The organism is Paraburkholderia edwinii, assembly GCF_019428685.1.
Taxonomy (GTDB): domain Bacteria; phylum Pseudomonadota; class Gammaproteobacteria; order Burkholderiales; family Burkholderiaceae; genus Paraburkholderia; species Paraburkholderia edwinii.
In genome coordinates, this window is sequence record NZ_CP080096.1 from 3,188,505 (window position 1) to 3,206,192 (window position 17,688).

Sequence of the window (17,688 nt, forward strand, 5' to 3'; positions counted from 1 at the left end):
GCTTATGACGCGGATTGCGGTAATCGGATGTGGAGTAGTTGGCTCGTCGTGGGCCCTCGTTTTTTCGCGTGCCGGCTTCGACGTCGCCGTGTGGGACGCGGCGCCCGCCGCCGTGCAGCACACGCTTGCGTTCGTGCGCGAGTCGATCGGCAGTCTCGCAAAACAGGGGCTTGGCGGCAGCGAAAGCGCCGACACGGTCTGCGCGAGGCTGCATCCATGCGCGACCCTCGAAGAGGCGCTTACTGATGCCGACTATGTGCAGGAAAGCGCGCCCGAGCGCGTGCAGATCAAACGCGAGCTGTATCAGCGGCTCGATACGCTTGCCGCGCCCGATGTCGTACTCGCGAGTTCGACATCGGGCCTACCGGCTTCGTCGTTCACCGATCATCTCGCGACGCGCGCGCGCTGCCTCGTCGTGCATCCGATCAATCCGCCGCATCTGATTCCGCTCGTCGAACTGGTGCCGGCGCCGTGGACCGATCCGGCCGTGCTCGAGCGCGCCGCAAAGCTGATGGAGCAGGTCGGCCAGGCGCCGATCCGTCTGTCGCGCGAGGTCAACGGGTTCGTCGTGAACCGGCTGCAAAGCGCGCTGCTCGGCGAGGCGTTCCGGCTCGTCGAAGACGGCGTGCTGAGCGTGGCCGATGTCGACAAGGCGGTGGCCGACGGCCTCGGCTTGCGCTGGTTTTTTATGGGTCCGTTCGAGACCATCGATCTGAATGCGCAGCAAGGCGTGGCCGAATATTGCCGCAACCTGGGGCCGATGTACTACGGCCTCGCGAAAGAGCAGGCGGACCCGCGCGAATGGGGACCGCAGCTCGTCACGGCCATCGAGCAGCAGCGCCGCGCGGTGACGCCGGCCGATGCGCTGCCCGCGCGCCGCGCATGGCGCGACCGGTGCCTCGCCGCGTTCGTCGCCGCCAAGCGCAGCGTGCTCGGCAAAGAAGGGAGCGTGTAGCATAGGAGGTTTATCCCCCGCTATTGCGAGCACTTTATGTCCACACCCGCCTCCCCGTTCACGATCAAACGCCAGCGCCTGTTCGATCAGGTCGCCCAGCATCTGGAAGCGATGATCCTGTCGGGCGAAGTCGGCGTGGGCGATGCTTTGCCCTCCGAACGTGAGCTGATGGAACGCTTCGGTGTCGGCCGGCCAGCCGTGCGCGAGGCGCTCCTGTGGCTCAACAAGAAGGGATTGATTTCGGTGAGCGCGGGCGAGCGCGCGCGTGTCGTCGAGCCCGACCCAAGCGAGCTGCTCGAGCATCTGTCGGGGGCGGCGCTGCTCTTCGCATCGACGCCGCGCGGCATGCAGCAGTTTCAGCAAACGAGGCTTTTCACGGAAGTGGCGCTCGCGCGCGAAGCCTGCCGATGGACGTCGGTCGACGACCTCAAGCGTCTCGAGCAACTGCTGCGCGACAATGAAGCGGCCGCGGACAACATGGACACGTTCGCGAGAACCGACGACGCGTTTCACTTCGGTATTGCGAGCCTCGCGCACAATCCGCTGATCGACGCGCTGTATCGCAGCGTGCTTAGCGTGCTGCAGAACCAGCGCTATACATCGCTGCGGCATCACGATGCGCTGTCCGCGGCAATCGACTGCCACGCACGCATTTTCGATGCGATCGCCGCGCGCGATCCGGACCGGGCCGAGCAGGTCATGCGCACGCATCTGACCCATGTCGAAGCGTTTTACTGGGATGTGCGAGGCAAGCACGCGCCGCGTCCGCAAGGCGCGGCAGTGGACGATGTCGCGCAGCCCCCGGAAAAAACCGGCAAGAAAAAAGAATAGCGCGAGGAACAACGCGAGGAATAGCGCGCGCAATCGCAGGCAAAGCGGCCGGAACGGCCACGGTCATAACAACGGAGACACAGTCATGGCTTATTTCGAAGCGATCGATCCGCGCTTCATGCAGTACATCATTCCGGTGTGCGCACTGGAGACGCTCCATACGGGCATGCGTTGGGCCGAGGGTCCGGTGTACTTCGCGGATGGCCGCTATCTGCTGCTCAGCGATATTCCGAACAACCGGATGCTGCGCTGGGAAGAAGAGACCGGAGAGGTCAGCGTATTCCGCTATCCGTCGGGCTTTTCAAACGGCAATACGCGCGACCGTCAGGGGCGGCTCGTCAGTTGCGAACACGGCAACCGGCGCGTCACGCGCACCGAACCGGATGGCACGATCACGGTGCTCGCCGAGCGCGTGGGCGGCAAGCGGCTGAATTCGCCGAACGATGTGGTGATCAAGTCCGACGGCAGCGTCTGGTTTACCGATCCGCCCTACGGCATTCTGACCGACTACGAAGGGCACAAGGCCGAGAGTGAAATAGGCGGATGCCACGTGTATCGCTGCGATCCGCAAACGGGCGAAATCGCGGCCGTCACCGACGATTTCGTCAAGCCCAACGGGCTCGCGTTTTCCGCGGATGAACGCCAGCTGTTCATCGCGGATTCCGGCCGCTCGCACGCACCCGACGCGCCGCATCACATTCGCGTGTTCGACGTGACGGATGGCGGGAAACTGACGAACGGTCGCGTGTTTGCGACGATCGATCCGGGCGTGCCCGACGGCTTCCGGCTCGACGAGGACGGTAACCTGTGGGTGGCCGCCGGCGACGGTGTGCACTGCATCGACGCGTCGGGAAAATTGATTGGCAAGATCCTGACACCCGAGACTGTGGCCAATGTGACGTTCGGCGGACCGAAGCGTAACCGCCTGTTCATCGCGGCGACCTCTGCCTTGCATGCGGTATTCGTCAACACTCGCGGTGTTCAGATACCTTAAGCGTCGATAGCGGCTTATCGGTAAACCCCATCGGCAAACCGTTCGGCGCCGCCGCGGCGAGGCGCGCGCTGAACAAAAGCTTCGCTTGCAACAACCTTTCATCGCGTCGTCACCTCGCGCACTCGATGTGTGTGATCGAGCAAGAATTCCGCGTGTCTGCAACAATTGCGAATTCGCGCCGCGCCGCCGCTTCGTATTCCGATCGAGTGTTCCGATCGAGCGCCGGTTCGCCCCCCGCCACTTCATGCAGAGCCCGGTTTTGTCCGCCCACGACCCCGCCCCCGATCCCACCCGCGTCGCCGATCAACCGATGTCGACCGGCCTGCGCTTCGCGCTCGTCGCGATCATGCTGTCCGTCTCGCTCGCGTCGATCGACACCGCGATCGCCAACACCGCGCTACCGGCCATTGGCGCCGATTTGCACGCGAAACCGGCGGCGTCGGTGTGGATCATCAACGCGTATCAGCTCGCGATGGTCTCGACGCTGCTGCCGCTCGCCGCGCTCGGCGACATCATCGGCCATCGGCGTGTGTATATCAGCGGCATTGCGCTTTTCACCGTGGCTTCGCTGGGCTGCGCGCTGTCGCCGAGTCTCGTGTTTCTCGCCATCGCGCGCGTCGCGCAGGGGGTCGGCGCCGCGGCCATCATGGGCGTCAATTCGGCGTTGATTCAAACGCTTTATCCGCCGCATCGGCTCGGGCGCGGGCTCGGCCTGAACGCGCTCGTCGTCGGCGTGTCGTTCGCCGCGGGTCCGACGGTCGCTTCGCTGATTCTGTCGGTGGCGGACTGGCCCTGGCTATTCGCGGTCAACGTGCCGCTCGGCATCCTCGCCATTTCGTTTGCGCTGCCTGGCTTGCCCAAAACCGCGCGCGGCAAGCATCAGTTCGATCCGGTCGCGGCGGTGCTCAACGTCGTCATGTTTGCCGCGCTGATTTTCGCGCTCGCGGAAGCGACGCAGCGCGCGTCGACGCCGGTCGTACTGACCGCGGCGGCCATTGCGCTCGTGTTTGGCGCGTTGATGGTGAAGCGCGAGGCGGGACACCCGGCGCCGATGCTGCCCGTCGATCTGTTCAAGCGACCGGTGTTCACGCTGTCGGCGGTGACCGCGGTCTGTTCGTTCGCGGCGCAAGGGCTCGCGTTCGTGTCGCTGCCGTTTTACTTCGAAACGGTTCTGCAGCGCAGTCAGGTTGAAACGGGTTTTCTGATGACGCCGTGGTCGGTGGTCGTGGCGATCGCCGCGCCGTTCGCCGGCCGGATGTCGGACCGCTATCCGCCAGGTCTGCTCGGCGCGATCGGTCTTGCCGTGCTGAGCGCGGGCATGGTGTCGCTCGCGCTGCTGCCGCCGCATCCGTCGGTGCTCGACATCACGCTACGGATGTGTCTGTGCGGTGCCGGCTTCGGCTTTTTCCAGTCGCCGAACCTCAAGGCGATTATGGCGAGCGCGCCGCGCGAACGCAGCGGCGGCGCCAGCGGCATCATCGCGACCGCGCGCCTGCTCGGGCAGACCACGGGCGCCGCGCTCGTCGCGTTGAGCTTCGGCGTTGCGGGTCGTCATGGGCCGACCGTCGCGCTCGCGACAGGCGCCGTATTCGCAGGCGCCGCGAGTATCGTCAGCGGCTTGCGGCTGTTCGCGCCGTCGCATCGCGCGAAGCAACGCGAGGGCGCCGAAACGCTGTCGCAGTCTCCGCAGCCGCAGCCCGCGCAGCCTTATACGCAAGCCGTGGCATCGGTGAAACCGGTCAATCAGCGCGCGAAATAATCCTTCACGGCGGCGAGAAACGTGTCGATATCGGCACGCGACACGTCCATATGCGTGACGAAGCGCGACGCGTACAACATTTGCGTCAGGATGCCGCGCTCTTTCAGGAAGGCTTCGAGCGGCGCGCAATGCTCCTGCGGAATGTGCGCGAACACCATGTTGGTGGCCTGCGACTGAACCTTGATCCCGCCGATCTGCGCGAGGCCGGCGGCCAGATGCGCAGCGTTGTCGTGATCTTCGGCGAGACGCTCGACGTGATGCTCGAGCGCGTACAGGCAAGCGGCCGCGAGCACACCCGCTTGCCGCATGCCGCCGCCAAGCACCTTGCGCCAGCGATGCGCGCTCTCGAGCAGCGCCTTGCTGCCGACCAGCACCGAACCGACCGGCGCACCAAGCCCCTTCGAAAAGCAGATCGACACCGAGTCGAACGGCGCGCACAGCGCCTCGATCGGCTTTTGCGACGCGACCGCCGCGTTGCAGACGCGCGCGCCGTCCAGATGCGTCGCGAGCCCGCGACTGCGTGCGAACTGGGTCGCCTCGGCAACGTAGCCCGCGAGCAGCACCTTGCCGCCGATCGTGTTTTCCAGCGCAAGCAGACGCGTGCGCGCGAAGTGATTGTCGATCGGCTTGATCGCCGCGGCGATCTTGTCGAGCGGCAACGATCCGTCGAGCGCGTTTTCGAGCGGCTGCGGCTGGATGCTGCCGAGCACCGCCGCGCCGCCGCCTTCGTACTTGTACGTGTGCGCGGCCTGGCCGACGATATATTCGTCGCCGCGCGCGCAATGCGCCATCAAGGCCGCGAGGTTGCTTTGCGTGCCGCTCGGGAAGAACAGCCCCGCCTCCTTGCCGGCGCGCTCGGCGACGGTCGCCTGCAGGCGCAGGACGGTCGGGTCGTCGCCCCAGACGTCGTCGCCAACTTCGGCCGACGCCATCGCGGCGAGCATGGCCTTGCCCGGCCGGGTAACGGTATCGCTGCGCAAATCGATCATGGACTTTTCCTGTAAGGATGGCGGAAGTCGCGGCGCCCATGAGGCGCCGCGCACATGACTTGAATGCGCGAGTGTATCAATTCTTAACGATGCGAACCGGGCGTAAGCCTAGGTGATTCGCGCGGCTTGATTCGTGCGGTTCGCGAAACAACGGCCAACGACTAGCGCGGCAGCCATGCAAGCGGATCGGCCGGGCGGCCGTCCTGGCGCACTTCGAACTGGATCGAGCCGACGCCGTTGCTGTCCTGACCGGCCTCGGCGACCGGCTGGCCTTGCGTGACGGCCTCGCCTTCCTGCACGAGCAGCTTGCTGTTCTGACCATACGCGGTGATCAGCGAATCGTTATGTTTGATGATGACGAGCGGCCCGTACGCGGGAATGCCAGTGCCCGCATAGACCACGCGCCCGCCTGCGGCCGCCCTGACCGTTTCGCCGACGCGCGCGCCGATCACGATGCCGTTCGTCTTGCCGGGCACGAAGCGCTTCAGTATCGGCCCGCGCAATGGCCATGTCAGGACACCCTGCTGCGCGGCGGCCGACGAAGGCGCCTGCGGCGCGCCGACAGGCGGCACCGCGCCCGCGCCCGGTGTGAGCGACGGCGGCGACACGCGCAACACCTGGCCCGGCGTGACCAACGTCTCCGTGCTCATGCCGTTCCAGGTCGCGATATCTTGCGGACGCTGGCCGAACGCGCCCGCGATGCTTTGCAGCGTATCGCCGGGATTCACGCGATAGAACCCCGCCGGCACGCCGGTCGACGCGGCGCCGCCGGTGGTTCGCGCGCCAATGGTGGTGGGCGGCGGCGTGCTCTCCCACGGCGGCGTAAACGACGAGCATGCGGCGAGCATCGTCGTCATCGAAAGGAAAACCCGACGCATCCAGACTTGCGTATGTGCGGTATGCCACTTGCCGGTCATTTTTATGATCCTCGACGCGGTCCGAAACAAACGTTGAAGAACCATTATGCCGTTGCTTGACGGGAATCGTCACGCGCGGCGGCGTACGAACTTCGTGAACTTTTAGCGGTGTCGCTGTCGGGCGTTTCTGCACGCTTGCGGCGCGTCTGTCGAGTCTGTCGAGTCTGTCGAGTCTGTCGAGTCTGTCGCGTGGCTCGCGTGTTTCTCGCGCATGTCGAGAATGTCGGACCGGCGATCAATCCGTTCGGCTTGCCTCGATCATCGTGCCTTCCGTGCGGAACGTATCGTTTGCATTGCAGATCAATTGAGTGCCGCTGCCGCTTTCGCAGCCCTTCCCGAGCTAGACACTGCCTTCTGATTCGACGACGAGAATACGCGCCTCGCCCACCGGGTACGCGACGTGCTCAGTGCCGACCGACGCATGAAATACATCTCCGGTGTCAAGCATCGTCGACTGTTCGACGCCGTTTTCGCGGTAGCGCATTTCGACGCGGCCATCGAGCACCGCGAACACTTCTTCGCCGTCGTTGATATGCCACTTGTATGGTTGATCGGTCCAATGCAGACGCGTCGTGATGCCGTTCATGTTCGCGATATCGAGCGCACCCCAAGGGCGTTCAGCGGTAAAGCTGCGGCTGCGAATGATCTTCATGATAGCCAGGCCTGACGATGATGTTGCGGGCCCGCACATTATAGGGCCGCAAAGGTCGACGCCCGCCGCCTCCGGATTCGTGCGACCATTGCTTCCACCCGCCTCTCGCCTATACTGGATCAAGCTGCCGCAGTGCACAGCGGGCGAGCAAGCCGCCACAATGTCCTGTCCATGAGGAGTTCGAGCATGAACAAAGCCATGTTTCTGGCTGTGCAGCTCAGCGTCGACGAGGTCGCCTCGTCGCGCAGTCTCGTCGAACTGTTGAACACGCATCTGGTGTTCGCAGCGGATGTCGCCGAGGCCGCTGACGCGCTCGTGCAGCTTGCCAGCGTGTCGCGTCTCTCGAGCGGCGTCGAGGCCACCGTCGAGATTCCCGCCGTCGCGATTGAACGTCTGCGCGATGCGCTCGATACCTTGAGCGGCTACGACGAATCATGGCTCTTCGCACTCGAACCGAGCCACGCGCTATTCGAAGAAATCACGCGCCCACAACGCACACTGCACTAACGCCCCACCTCACCCCAAACCATTTGAACCGGAAAAAGTCTCCTTACGTTGCAGCATCGACCCATTAGTTAGCTATCCGCACGAATATGGAGGTGACGCCTTGAAGCTGCTTCTGAACCGGCGCCGCGCGCTGCCCGCCGATGGCATTGCGCACCTGGTGCGCATCGACCGCAATCCGTCTTTATCGGCCGATGCGATTGTCGATGCGCCGGTGCACGATGCGCCCGCCGCTGGCCCGGGGCACGCGGCCGAACGGCCCGTGCGGCCGGTCGCGACCTTGCATCCGATGCCCGCAATGCCATCGCAGTCGAATGGCCGCGTCGCACACTTCGCCGACCCCGGGGAAATCGAATGGCTCGTCGAAGCCGGCGCGGTAACGCCGTTTCGCGTGTTTCGCGCGTTCGACTATTCGGTGAGCCTGCTGTTTCACGCCAAGGAGTTGAAGTACTACGTCGCGCTGTATCAGGACGGCACCCCCTGGCGTGCTTTGCGAGCGAACGACCTCGATGCGGCGCAAGGCATCTTCCACCAGTTCGAACAGCAGGCGATGCGTCTTGCCGATGGGCAAACGCGGCGCGTGCAGCTCGAAGCGCAGAACGAGCAGTTGACGAAGATGATCGCGCAATCGGAAGCGCAGGCCGAGCAGTTGCGCAAGGCGTTGCAGCGATCGGCGACGCAGGAGCAGGCGGTGACGAGCCGCCAGCATCAGGTACGCCGCGAGGTGGCGCAACTCGAAGCGCAGCGCGTCGCGGCGCAGGCGCAGCTGAACAAGGTGCACCGGCAGATTCATCAACTCGATCTGGCCGCGCACGATGGCGTGCCGCATTTGACGAGCCGATAGCGGACGACTAGTGCGGCGGGCGCGCGGATGTGCGGTCGAGCATGCGTCGCTCGTCCATGCGTCGTCCATGCGTCGTCAGTGCAGGCACGAGACGAGCACACGGCGCGCATGAAAAACGCCGGCCAGATTGCTCTGGCCGGCGTCCTTCTTCATTCTGTTTTGCTAGCACGGCGGCATGGGCTCGCCGCGCCGGCAGTCACTTCCGTATTCAGTGACCGGCTTGCGACGTACCGCCCGCTTGCGCACCGTAGCCGCTCGTATCGCCGTGCGCCGCATTTTGTGCCTGTTGCGCTTGCAGGCGCGCTTCGGCTGCCTGGATGTTGCGCGGATATTCCTGACGGTCGCTCAGGGGGTCATAGCCGGCGTTTTCCAGCGCGACCAGTTCCGCACGCACTTGTGCGCGGGTCAGCGGCTGGTTCGACTGCGAAGACTGCGCGAACGAAACAACGGGAGCGGCCAGAAGCGTGGCGACGAGTACTGCCGGGATCAGCTTTTTCATGACTTATAACCTCCGAGACCTTGTTTTTCGGTTGTGCCGGGAACATCAGTTCGAGGCGTTGATAGAAGTCTACGGAAGTGACGCCCTAGGGTAAATACCTAGTCCGTCGATACAGCATTTCTATTTTCGCAATAATTGCTCCGTCAAATAATGATTTTTCTTATCTTCTATTTTGCAGTGCAACAATAATTGCCTAAAACGGCCTGCAGGAGAAAAAACGGCGGCGCCACCCATCAGTGGCACCGCCGTCTTTGCGCTCACGCCGCGAGAGCAGCGCGAGCGAACCCACCTGCCGGACGAACCGGCCGCTTACGCCCATTCAGCGTGGAAGCTGCCCGCCTTGTCGATGCGCTCGAACGTATGCGCGCCGAAGAAGTCGCGTTGCGCCTGCACGAGATTCGCCGGCAGCCGCTCGGAGCGATAGCCGTCGAAGTACGCGATCGCCGACGAGAACGCCGGCACCGGCACGCCCGCCGCGATTGCCGCCGTCACGACATCGCGCAGCGCGCCCTGATAGTTCGCCGCGATATCGCGGAAGTACGGGTCGAGCAGCAGATTCGCCAACGCCTTGTCCTTCTTATAGGCATCGGTGATCTTCTGCAGGAAGCGCGCGCGGATGATGCACCCCGCCCGGAAAATCTTCGCGATCGTGCCGTAGTCGAGATCCCACTTGTACTCTTCGGACGCCGCGCGCAATTGCGCAAAGCCCTGTGCGTACGAAATCACCTTGCTGAAGTACAGCGCGCGGCGCACCGCTTCGACAAACGCTTCGCGGTCGCTCGCAAACGGCTTCGTCTTCGGCCCTTCAAGCACCTTGCTCGCGGCGACGCGCTGGTCCTTCAGCGACGACAGCACGCGCGCAAATACAGCTTCGGTAATCAGCGGCAGCGGTGCGCCGAGATCGAGCGCATTCTGGCTCGTCCACTTGCCCGTGCCCTTTTGCGCGGCGCGATCGAGAATGATGTCGACGAGGTCCTTTCCAGTCACGTCGTCCTTCTTGCTGAAGATCTTCGACGTGATTTCGATCAGATAGCTGTCGAGTTCGCCCTTGTTCCACTCGGTATAGACGCGGCCCAGTTCCTCGTTCGACAGCCCGAGCACCTGCTTGAGCACCGCGTAGCTCTCGGCGATCAGCTGCATATCGCCATATTCGATGCCGTTGTGCACCATTTTCACGAAGTGCCCCGCGCCGTCCGGTCCCATATACGCGACGCACGGCTCGCCGTCGTCAGGCGCCTTCGCGGCGATTTCGGTAAGGATCGGCGCCACGAGGTCGTACGCATCGCGCTGGCCGCCCGGCATGATCGACGGGCCTTTCAGTGCGCCTTCCTCGCCACCCGACACGCCCGTGCCGATGAAATGCAGCCCCGCTTTCGCGAGATCCTGATTGCGGCGGATCGTGTCGGTGAAATGCGTGTTGCCGCCGTCGATCAGAATGTCGCCTTTTTCAAGCAGCGGCTGCAGCGCGGCGATCGTTGCATCGGTCGGCGCGCCGGCCTTGACCATCAGCAGAATGCGGCGCGGTTTTTCAAGCGACGCGACAAATTCTTCCATTGTGAAAGTCGGCACCAGCTTGCGGTCGGGAAACTCGGCGATCAGTTCGTCGGTTTTCTCGCGCGTCCGGTTGAACACGGAAACCGCGTGACCGCGGCTTTCGATGTTGAGCGCCAGATTGCGGCCCATGACCGCTAGCCCCACTACGCCGATTGCCTGTTTGCCCATGTGAGTTCTCCAGATTTCCGGGTGACGTCAAGCCGCACGAACCTGCGTTGCGCGAGGCGCGCGCGGCGTCAAGGATGAAAGAATAAAAGAAATGAACGAGCCATGCTCGGATTACCGCTTCCGGCACGGCGCACGCCACCCAGTGTGATGCGTGAGACTTGCGGCATGCATCAGCGTTTGCGGAACACGAGGCTGAAGTTGTTCGCAGGCATCGCAATCGGCTCGTCGCACGCGAACCCCGCCGTGTCGGCAAGCTGCACGACCGCCTCCATGTCGCGCACGCCCCATGCCGGGTTGCGAGCCTTCAGGTGCTGATCGAAGGCTTCGTTGGACGGTGACGTATGCGCGCCGTTGCGCCGGTATGGGCCGTACAGGAACAGCACCGCACCGCGCTCGCCGAGCACCCGCGATGCGCCGTCGATCAAGCCTTCGGTGGCCGCCCACGGCGAGATATGGATCATGTTGAGGCAGAGCATGGCTTGCGCCGCTTCGATGCCCCATGGCGTGCGGCAAACGTCGAGATCGAGCGGCGGCCGGATATTCGTCAGACCGCTCAGCGTCGTCCATGCCTCGATCGATGCGCGCGCACCGGGGTCCGCGTCGCTCGGCTGCCAGTCGAGATCGGGAAACGCCGCGGCGAAGTGAATCGCATGCTGGCCTGTGCCGCTTGCGATTTCGAGCACAGTGCCGCGTGACGGCAACACCGTGCGCAGCACGGCGAGAATCGCATCGCGATTGCGCTCGGCCGACGGCGAGTGCTCGCGTAAGTCGGCAGTGCGGTGGGTCGAATCGGTGGACGTCATGGCGGTCTTGCCCGGGAAGGTTCGTTCGGTAAGGATCAGTAAAGGCTCGTGCGCAGTCTTTCCACGAGATCGAGATCGTAGGCCTCTGCGTCGAACGACGGGCCGTTCAGCCGGCGATGGATCTCGCCTGCGCTCGGCAGCCGCGAACGCTCGACATGGCGCGACGGATCCCACAGTTTCGAACGCACGAGCGCCTTCGAGCAGTGATAGTAGACCGCGTCGATATCGACGATCAGCACGGTGCGAGGCCGTTTGCCGTTCACCGCAAAGCTGTCGAGCAGTTCGTCATCGACGCTGATGCGCGCACGGCCGTTCACGCGCAGCGTCTCGCCGACGCCCGGCACGATAAACAGCAAGCCGACCTGCGGATTCGCGACGATATTGCGCAGGCTGTCGATGCGGTTATTGCCGACGCGGTCCGGAATCGCCAGCGTGTGTTCGTCGACGATGCGCACGAAGCCTGGTGCATCGCCGCGCGGCGAACAGTCGAGCCCTTCGGGGCCGCTCGTGGCGACCATGACGAGCGGCGCGTACTCGATAAACGCGCGATAGTCTTCGTTGACGAACGTGATTTCCTTGCGCACCGAGCGTTCGTGCGGCGCGCCGTAAATTGCTTCGAGGGCTTCGAGCGTTGTCAGCGTCGACATTGTGTTGTCTCCCGGGTGTGCGTCATTCGCGTTGCGTCGTTTGTGCGGCGTCGTTTATGCGGTGTCGTCCGTGTTGCCTCATTACGCAAAGGTCGCGGCATTTCAATCGATCGCGAGCCGCGCCGCCAGCGCGATCAACGTTTCGGCGCACGGCGCCGTGATTTTCAGCGACAGCAACGGGTCCGCGCGCGTGAGCCCGAGATTGATCGCGGCGATCGGCTTGCCCTTCTGCTGCGCCCACACGCAAAAGCGATAACCCGAATACACCATCAACGACGATCCGACGACGAGCACCGCATCCGATTCATCGAGCGCGCGCGCCGCCGCATCGACGCGCTCGCGCGGCACGCTTTCGCCGAAGAACACCACCGACGGTTTCAGTAACCCGCCGCAATGCGTGCAGGCCGGCACGCGAAACGTATCGAGCGCGTGCCATTCGAGATGCGCGTCGCCATCCGCGGCGGGTTCCGCTTCCGCTTCGAGCAGCGCGGGGTTTTCCGCTTCGAGTATTTGTTGAATCGATGCGCGCGTATGCTGCGTACCGCAATCGAGACACGTCACCGCGCCGATACTGCCGTGCAGTTCGATCACATTCGTACTGCCGGCGCGTTGATGCAAACCGTCGACGTTTTGCGTCACGAGCGCCGTGATATGCCCGGCCGCTTCGAGCCGCGCGAGCGCATGGTGCGCGGCGTTCGGCTGCGCCTCGCCGACCACCGGCCAGCCGACCATGCTGCGCGCCCAATAACGGCGCCGCGACGCATCAGCGCCGAGAAACTCCTGCAGCGTGATCGGCGGCGAGCGCTTCCATTGACCGTTTTCGTCGCGATAGCCGGGAATGCCGGAATCGGTGCTGATGCCGGCGCCTGTCAAGACGAACAGGCGCGGATAGCGCGCGACGAAGTCGTGCAGCGCATGGAGGGTGTCAGGTTCGATCGGCGGGGCGGCAAGTTCTGTCATAAAGCGCGGCTGCAAGGCAATACGCGAGCGAAGCTTGAACAAGGCATGAGCGAGATGCGGGCAAAGCGCGGCGTTCGTTCGAACCGCATTAACCGAGCCTGCAAACGCTATAGCAAACGCTTTCGCATACGCGCTATCGCGCACGCGGGCCATGCCGCTTTTCCCACGCGGCGAGCGCGGCGTGATAGCGCTCCAGCGCCTCATTGTACAGATCGAACACACAGGGGTCGCAGCCGCTGCGGCAGCAGTCGTCCGCAGATGGACGTACGGGCGGTTCGGGCCGCGGATCGTCGTCGCGCACCGTCGGTGTGGTCTGGCGTCGCGACCTGCTCGCTCCGGCATTCACCCTTGCACCCACCGTCGGCGTCACCCGCGGCCGACAAACGGCATCTTGCTTGCCATGATCGTCATGAACTGCACATTCGCCGACAGCGGCAATTCGGTCATATGCAGCACCGCGTCGGCGACATGCTCGACATCCATCAGCGGCTCGATCGCCGTCTGCCCGTTCGCTTGCGGCACGCCTTTCGCCATGCGCGCGGCCATCTCGGTTGCCGCATTGCCGATATCGATCTGCCCGCACACGATGTCGTACGGACGCCCGTCGAGCGAGACAGACTTCGTCAGTCCGGTGATTGCGTGCTTCGTCGCCGTATAGGCGATGCTGTATGGACGCGGCGCGTGCGCGGAAATCGAGCCGTTGTTGATGATGCGCCCGCCGCGCGGCATCTGCGCTTTCATCATCGCGAAGGCGGCGCGTGTGCAGAGGAACACGCCCGTGAGATTCGTATCGACGACCGCGCGCCAGTCTTCGATCGAAAGCGCGTCGATTTCGACCGGCGGCGCACCGCGTCCCGCGTTGTTGAACAGCACGTCGAGCCGCCCGTAGCGCCCGCGGATCGCATCGAACAGCGCGGCGACGCCGTCCGTATCGGCGACGTCGCACGCGTGCGCATACGCATCGAAGCCGCTGGCGAGCGCCTCGGCCGCGAGTTCGTCGAGCGGCTGTTGCCGGCGGCCCGTCAGCACGACGCTATAGCCGTTTTCGAGCAGCTTGCGCGCCGTTGCGCGGCCGATGCCGCTGCCCGCGCCGGTGACGAGCGCGACCTTGCCGACCGAGGTTTGCCGGGTTCGCGGCGCATCCTGCGCGCCGAATGCCATCTGTGCTTCGCGGACATCGTCCGCGCTATGTTCAGCCACTGTGCCCTCCTTCGATTGAGCAAGCGCTGCTCGACTGATGCATGGATCGTGCGCGCCATGCCATGACGCTGTTCAATGACGCAGCTTCATGGCGCAGCCTCGCGCACGGCCTTGCCGCAATGCATGCGTGGGATTTGCGCGAAAAACGCATCGCGCATGCTAGCGCCGCCGGTGTGCGGCGCGATGACCACATACCGGCGGCGTTGACGAGGCACATGATGACTGATTCGCACGCACCGCGCAGTCTCGCCGGCAACGCATAGAGAAGCATGCGTGGCACCACGCGCGCCGCGGTGCCACGCAATCACGGCAACTGCCGCAACTGCGCGACAACCCTGCATGACAACCTTTATGGCAACTGCGAGTGTCCGCCCACGGCAAGCGTGCCGCTACCACGCGGCTACCGCACGACTACATGCGTTTGCGGATCAACCCGTAAATAACGAGCAGCACGATCGCGCCGATCACCGATGCGATCCATCCCGCACCCTGCCCCGGCTCATACCACCCGGCGGCGCGCCCGATATAGCCCGCGATCAACGAGCCGGCGATGCCGAGGATGATCGTCATGATGAGGCCCATCTTGTCGTCGCCGGGTTTGATCGCGCGCGCGATCAGGCCGACGATCAAACCGACGATCAACGTCCCGATGAATGAAAGCATATGCACCTCCCTCTTTAGTAAAGCCACGCGTCGTGGCCAAATGGCACAGCGTGCCGTGAAACTACCGGTGCGCCGGTGCGCCGGTTCGCGCGTCCGCATACCGAACAAATCTATCTGCGGAAATCGGCGGCAAAATCTGCGTCGGTGCGTGCTTCGAGCGCGCCGCTGCGGCACGCCTTTACGAACGCATCGTAGTCGCGCTCGACCTGGTCCGCATAGGCAGAAGCGTACTGGGCCAACGCCTCGGCGAACTGATCGTTGCGTCCGATATAAGCGGCAATCTCAAGCGCCTTGCCGCTCGCTTTCGCGTGCGCCCGCGCGAGCGCCCAGCCGCACAGGCGCGCATAACCGTTGAGCAATTCGGTGTCGACGTGCTCGATATTCGGCGACAGCTTCATGTCGAGCACTTGCCGCACGTAGAACGGACGCTCGCCGGGCCCCGTGGTCCAGCCCAGAAAAATGTCGCTGGACGCCTGCAGCATCTGCTGCCCGCGCACGACGCGCTCGCCTTCGTGGCGCGGCTCCTTCGATTTGAAGTAGCGCGCGACGGCCGATGGCTGCGCTTCCTTCAATTGCAGAAACAGCGGCTTTTCCGTGGCATCGGTGGCCAGCAGCATGAGGCAACGCGTCCCGACGCTGCTGACGCCGACCACCTTGAACGCGAGATCCTGAATCGCGAACCGGTCGAGCAGCGAGCGCCGGTCGGGCGGCACCGTCTGCAGATAGTCGGCGAGCATGCCGTCGATCAGCGTATGCCAGTCGTCGATACCGAACCAGTCGTCGCCGGGTGTGAATAGCGTGTTCGCGTCGTCCAGATGAAACAACACGGGCGGCATATCGCGCATCACGAAGCGGCCGTCGACGCGCTCCGCGATCTTGTCCAGCATGGCTTCCGGCGTATGCGTCACGGCCTTTTCCATGCCGCGGCGAATCCGGCGGCGCGCTTCGGGCGTCATCGCCGCTTCGATCATCCGGTCGAACGTGATGCGCTCATACCAGAGTTCGAGCACGCCGGACTGCGCGTATTGCGCCATGCGGTCGCGGTACTGGAGCACGGCCGACACCGCCGTATCGTGCGCGGCGCCGCGGCTGAGACCGAGCTGCCGCGCAGCGACGGTAAAGCTCGCGACGAGGCGCTTCAGATCCCATTCGAACGGGCCGTGCGCGGTTTCGTCGAAATCGTCGACGTCGAAAATCAGTTGACGCTCGGGTGTCGCGAAGCCGCCGAAGTTCAGCAGGTGGCTATCGCCGCAGATGGGCTGCACGAGCGAGGTATGCGGCAGCTGGCCCAGATCGTGCGACTGCAGAATTGCGCTGCCGCGTAAAAAGGCGAGCGGCGAAGCGGCCATGCGGCCGTAGCGCAGCGGAATCAGCCGCTCGATGCGGCCGGCGCTGCTTTGCCGCAGCAGTTCGATCGGGTCGCGGCGGATCTCGCCGACCGCGCGATGACTCGAGCGTTTCGACTGCTCGCGTGCGGCCCGGCCAGCGGCTTCCCGTTCCGCGATGGTGCTGCCCTTCATGCGCCTCTCCGTTCTTGTTGATCGACGTGCCGCGGATAGCCATTGAATTCAGCCTGTCGAATTCTAGCAACAATCATTGCGATGTCAGCGTTGGCTAACCATCTTTGACAAACCTGAGCTCGCCCTGCGCGGGCACGCTGTGCAGTACGATGCAAAAGCGATAGCCGGTCGCCGGGGCACCACCAGGCATCACCAGGACCGAGGGAGCAGTGCAACATGTCGATCGAAGTGGGTACCGCGTCGTGGACGGACGCCACGCTGATCAAGTCCGGCAAGTTCTATCCGAAGGGCTGCACGAGCGCGGAGGCGCGCTTGCGCTTTTACGCCGACCGTTTCCCGATGGTCGAGGTCGACGCGTCGTACTACGCGATGCCGAGCCCGGCCAATAGCGCGCTGTGGGCGCAGCGCACGCCACCGGGCTTCACGTTCAACATGAAGGCATTCCGGCTCTTTACCGGGCACCAGACGGAGCCGAAATTCTTCCCGCCCGATATCCAGCAGGCGCTGCCGCAAACGGGCAAAAAGAACCTGTATTACCGGGACATTCCGCCCGACATCATTAACGAGCTATGGGCGCGTTTTTTTGAAGCGCTCGAACCGTTGCGCACGGCCGGCAAGCTCGGCGCGGTGCTGTTCCAGTTCGCGCCGTGGATCACCACCGCGTCGCGCGACAAGGCGCACGTCGCGCATTGCGCGCAGCGTATGGCACCTTATCTGACCGCATTCGAATTTCGCAACGCAAGCTGGTTCGACGACCGCCACCGCGCGTCGACGCTCGCGTTCGAACGCGAGCACGGGCTCGTGCACGTGGTGATGGATGCGCCCGACGTGGCGACGCGCGCGCATACGGTCTGGGAAGCGACGTCGCCGCGTCTCGCGATCGTGCGATTGCATGGCCGCAATGCGGAGACCTGGTCGGGCAGCACGACTGCGTCCGGACGCTTCAATTACGACTACAGCGATGAAGAGCTCGAAGAGCTGGTCATTCCGATTCGCGAGATCGCGCGCCGGGTAGACCGGACCGATGTCGTGTTCAACAACTGCTTCGAAGACTCGGCGCAGCGCAACGGGCTGACGATGATGAGGCTGCTCGGGCAGCGCTATGCGGGGTCTTCCGGGGAAGGATTCGAGTTTGGGTGAGCGAGAGCGTCGCTCCGTGATGCGCTTATAGCAGGCGCCGCAGTCCGGCTCCGGGCTGCCGGATCATCGGGCGCGCTCACACTGCTTTG

The 17,688-nt window shown here is 64.1% G+C and carries 19 protein-coding genes; 7 read left to right on the forward strand and 12 right to left on the reverse strand.

The features are described 5' to 3' along the window. Nucleotides 1-4: 4 nt before the first annotated feature. From KZJ38_RS35540 to KZJ38_RS35555, 4 genes are all read left to right on the forward strand, one after another. The gene (locus KZJ38_RS35540) at nt 5-955 is read left to right on the forward strand and encodes a 3-hydroxyacyl-CoA dehydrogenase (RefSeq protein ID WP_219801682.1); all 951 of its coding nucleotides are present in this window, start codon (nt 5-7) and stop codon (nt 953-955) included. Between the two features lie 36 nt (nt 956-991). Further along, on the forward strand, nt 992-1,786 hold the full coding sequence (locus KZJ38_RS35545; RefSeq protein WP_219801683.1) for an FCD domain-containing protein: 795 nt from the start codon (nt 992-994) through the stop codon (nt 1,784-1,786). 85 nt (nt 1,787-1,871) lie between these two features. Next, nucleotides 1,872-2,780 (forward strand): SMP-30/gluconolactonase/LRE family protein, encoded by a 909-nt coding sequence (locus KZJ38_RS35550; protein ID WP_219801684.1) that lies wholly within the window; start codon nt 1,872-1,874, stop codon nt 2,778-2,780. A 310-nt stretch (nt 2,781-3,090) separates the two neighbouring features. Next, on the forward strand, nt 3,091-4,539 hold the full coding sequence (locus KZJ38_RS35555) for an MFS transporter (RefSeq protein ID WP_246642106.1): 1,449 nt from the start codon (nt 3,091-3,093) through the stop codon (nt 4,537-4,539). On the opposite strand, the gene ltaE is transcribed toward KZJ38_RS35555, so the two are convergent. The 3 genes from ltaE to KZJ38_RS35570 form a co-directional block, all read right to left on the reverse strand. Next, the gene (ltaE, locus tag KZJ38_RS35560; RefSeq protein ID WP_219801686.1) at nt 4,524-5,528 is read right to left on the reverse strand and encodes a low-specificity L-threonine aldolase; all 1,005 of its coding nucleotides are present in this window, start codon (nt 5,526-5,528) and stop codon (nt 4,524-4,526) included. The two genes, KZJ38_RS35555 and ltaE, sit on opposite strands and share 16 nt — an antisense overlap. A 161-nt stretch (nt 5,529-5,689) precedes the next feature. Next, nucleotides 5,690-6,445 (reverse strand): peptidoglycan DD-metalloendopeptidase family protein, encoded by a 756-nt coding sequence (locus KZJ38_RS35565; RefSeq protein ID WP_425518400.1) that lies wholly within the window; start codon nt 6,443-6,445, stop codon nt 5,690-5,692. 340 nt (nt 6,446-6,785) lie between these two features. Then, nucleotides 6,786-7,097, reverse strand: coding sequence for a cupin domain-containing protein (locus tag KZJ38_RS35570; RefSeq protein WP_219801687.1), 312 nt, complete (start codon nt 7,095-7,097; stop codon nt 6,786-6,788). A gap of 186 nt (nt 7,098-7,283) precedes the next feature. Here KZJ38_RS35570 and KZJ38_RS35575 point away from each other — a divergent pair, with 186 nt between their 5' ends. Beyond that, complete coding sequence (locus KZJ38_RS35575) at nt 7,284-7,604, forward strand: hypothetical protein (protein WP_219801688.1); 321 nt, start codon at nt 7,284-7,286, stop codon at nt 7,602-7,604. Nucleotides 7,605-7,704: 100 nt separating this feature from the next. Next, nucleotides 7,705-8,445: a DUF2968 domain-containing protein gene (locus tag KZJ38_RS35580; RefSeq protein WP_219801689.1), complete on the forward strand. Its 741-nt coding sequence runs from the start codon at nt 7,705-7,707 to the stop codon at nt 8,443-8,445. Nucleotides 8,446-8,653: 208 nt separating this feature from the next. Here the strand turns inward: KZJ38_RS35580 and KZJ38_RS35585 are convergent, their stop codons facing one another. The 9 genes from KZJ38_RS35585 to KZJ38_RS35625 form a co-directional block, all read right to left on the reverse strand. Continuing rightward, nucleotides 8,654-8,944 (reverse strand): DUF4148 domain-containing protein, encoded by a 291-nt coding sequence (locus KZJ38_RS35585; RefSeq protein WP_219801690.1) that lies wholly within the window; start codon nt 8,942-8,944, stop codon nt 8,654-8,656. A gap of 309 nt (nt 8,945-9,253) precedes the next feature. Next, nucleotides 9,254-10,666 (reverse strand): NADP-dependent phosphogluconate dehydrogenase, encoded by a 1,413-nt coding sequence (gene gndA / locus KZJ38_RS35590; RefSeq protein ID WP_219801691.1) that lies wholly within the window; start codon nt 10,664-10,666, stop codon nt 9,254-9,256. A 170-nt stretch (nt 10,667-10,836) separates the two neighbouring features. Next, the gene (locus KZJ38_RS35595) at nt 10,837-11,469 is read right to left on the reverse strand and encodes a DUF938 domain-containing protein (RefSeq protein ID WP_219801692.1); all 633 of its coding nucleotides are present in this window, start codon (nt 11,467-11,469) and stop codon (nt 10,837-10,839) included. 35 nt (nt 11,470-11,504) lie between these two features. Further along, the gene (locus KZJ38_RS35600; RefSeq protein ID WP_219801693.1) at nt 11,505-12,116 is read right to left on the reverse strand and encodes a pyridoxamine 5'-phosphate oxidase family protein; all 612 of its coding nucleotides are present in this window, start codon (nt 12,114-12,116) and stop codon (nt 11,505-11,507) included. Nucleotides 12,117-12,218: 102 nt separating this feature from the next. After that, on the reverse strand, nt 12,219-13,076 hold the full coding sequence (locus KZJ38_RS35605; protein WP_219801694.1) for an NAD-dependent protein deacetylase: 858 nt from the start codon (nt 13,074-13,076) through the stop codon (nt 12,219-12,221). Nucleotides 13,077-13,209: 133 nt separating this feature from the next. Further along, nucleotides 13,210-13,446 carry an oxidoreductase-like domain-containing protein gene (locus KZJ38_RS35610; protein ID WP_343223868.1) on the reverse strand — a complete coding sequence of 79 codons (237 nt, stop codon included), beginning with the start codon at nt 13,444-13,446 and terminating at the stop codon, nt 13,210-13,212. Continuing rightward, complete coding sequence (locus KZJ38_RS35615; protein WP_219803815.1) at nt 13,443-14,237, reverse strand: SDR family oxidoreductase; 795 nt, start codon at nt 14,235-14,237, stop codon at nt 13,443-13,445. The genes KZJ38_RS35610 and KZJ38_RS35615 overlap by 4 nt, the downstream gene beginning before the upstream one ends. Before the next feature lie 450 nt (nt 14,238-14,687). After that, nucleotides 14,688-14,939 (reverse strand): GlsB/YeaQ/YmgE family stress response membrane protein, encoded by a 252-nt coding sequence (locus tag KZJ38_RS35620; protein WP_219801696.1) that lies wholly within the window; start codon nt 14,937-14,939, stop codon nt 14,688-14,690. 110 nt (nt 14,940-15,049) lie between these two features. Next, nucleotides 15,050-16,459, reverse strand: a complete 1,410-nt coding sequence (locus KZJ38_RS35625) for a DUF2252 domain-containing protein (protein WP_219801697.1) — start codon at nt 16,457-16,459, stop codon at nt 15,050-15,052. 216 nt (nt 16,460-16,675) lie between these two features. Here KZJ38_RS35625 and KZJ38_RS35630 point away from each other — a divergent pair, with 216 nt between their 5' ends. After that, nucleotides 16,676-17,599 (forward strand): DUF72 domain-containing protein, encoded by a 924-nt coding sequence (locus tag KZJ38_RS35630; RefSeq protein WP_219801698.1) that lies wholly within the window; start codon nt 16,676-16,678, stop codon nt 17,597-17,599. Nucleotides 17,600-17,688: the final 89 nt, after the last annotated feature.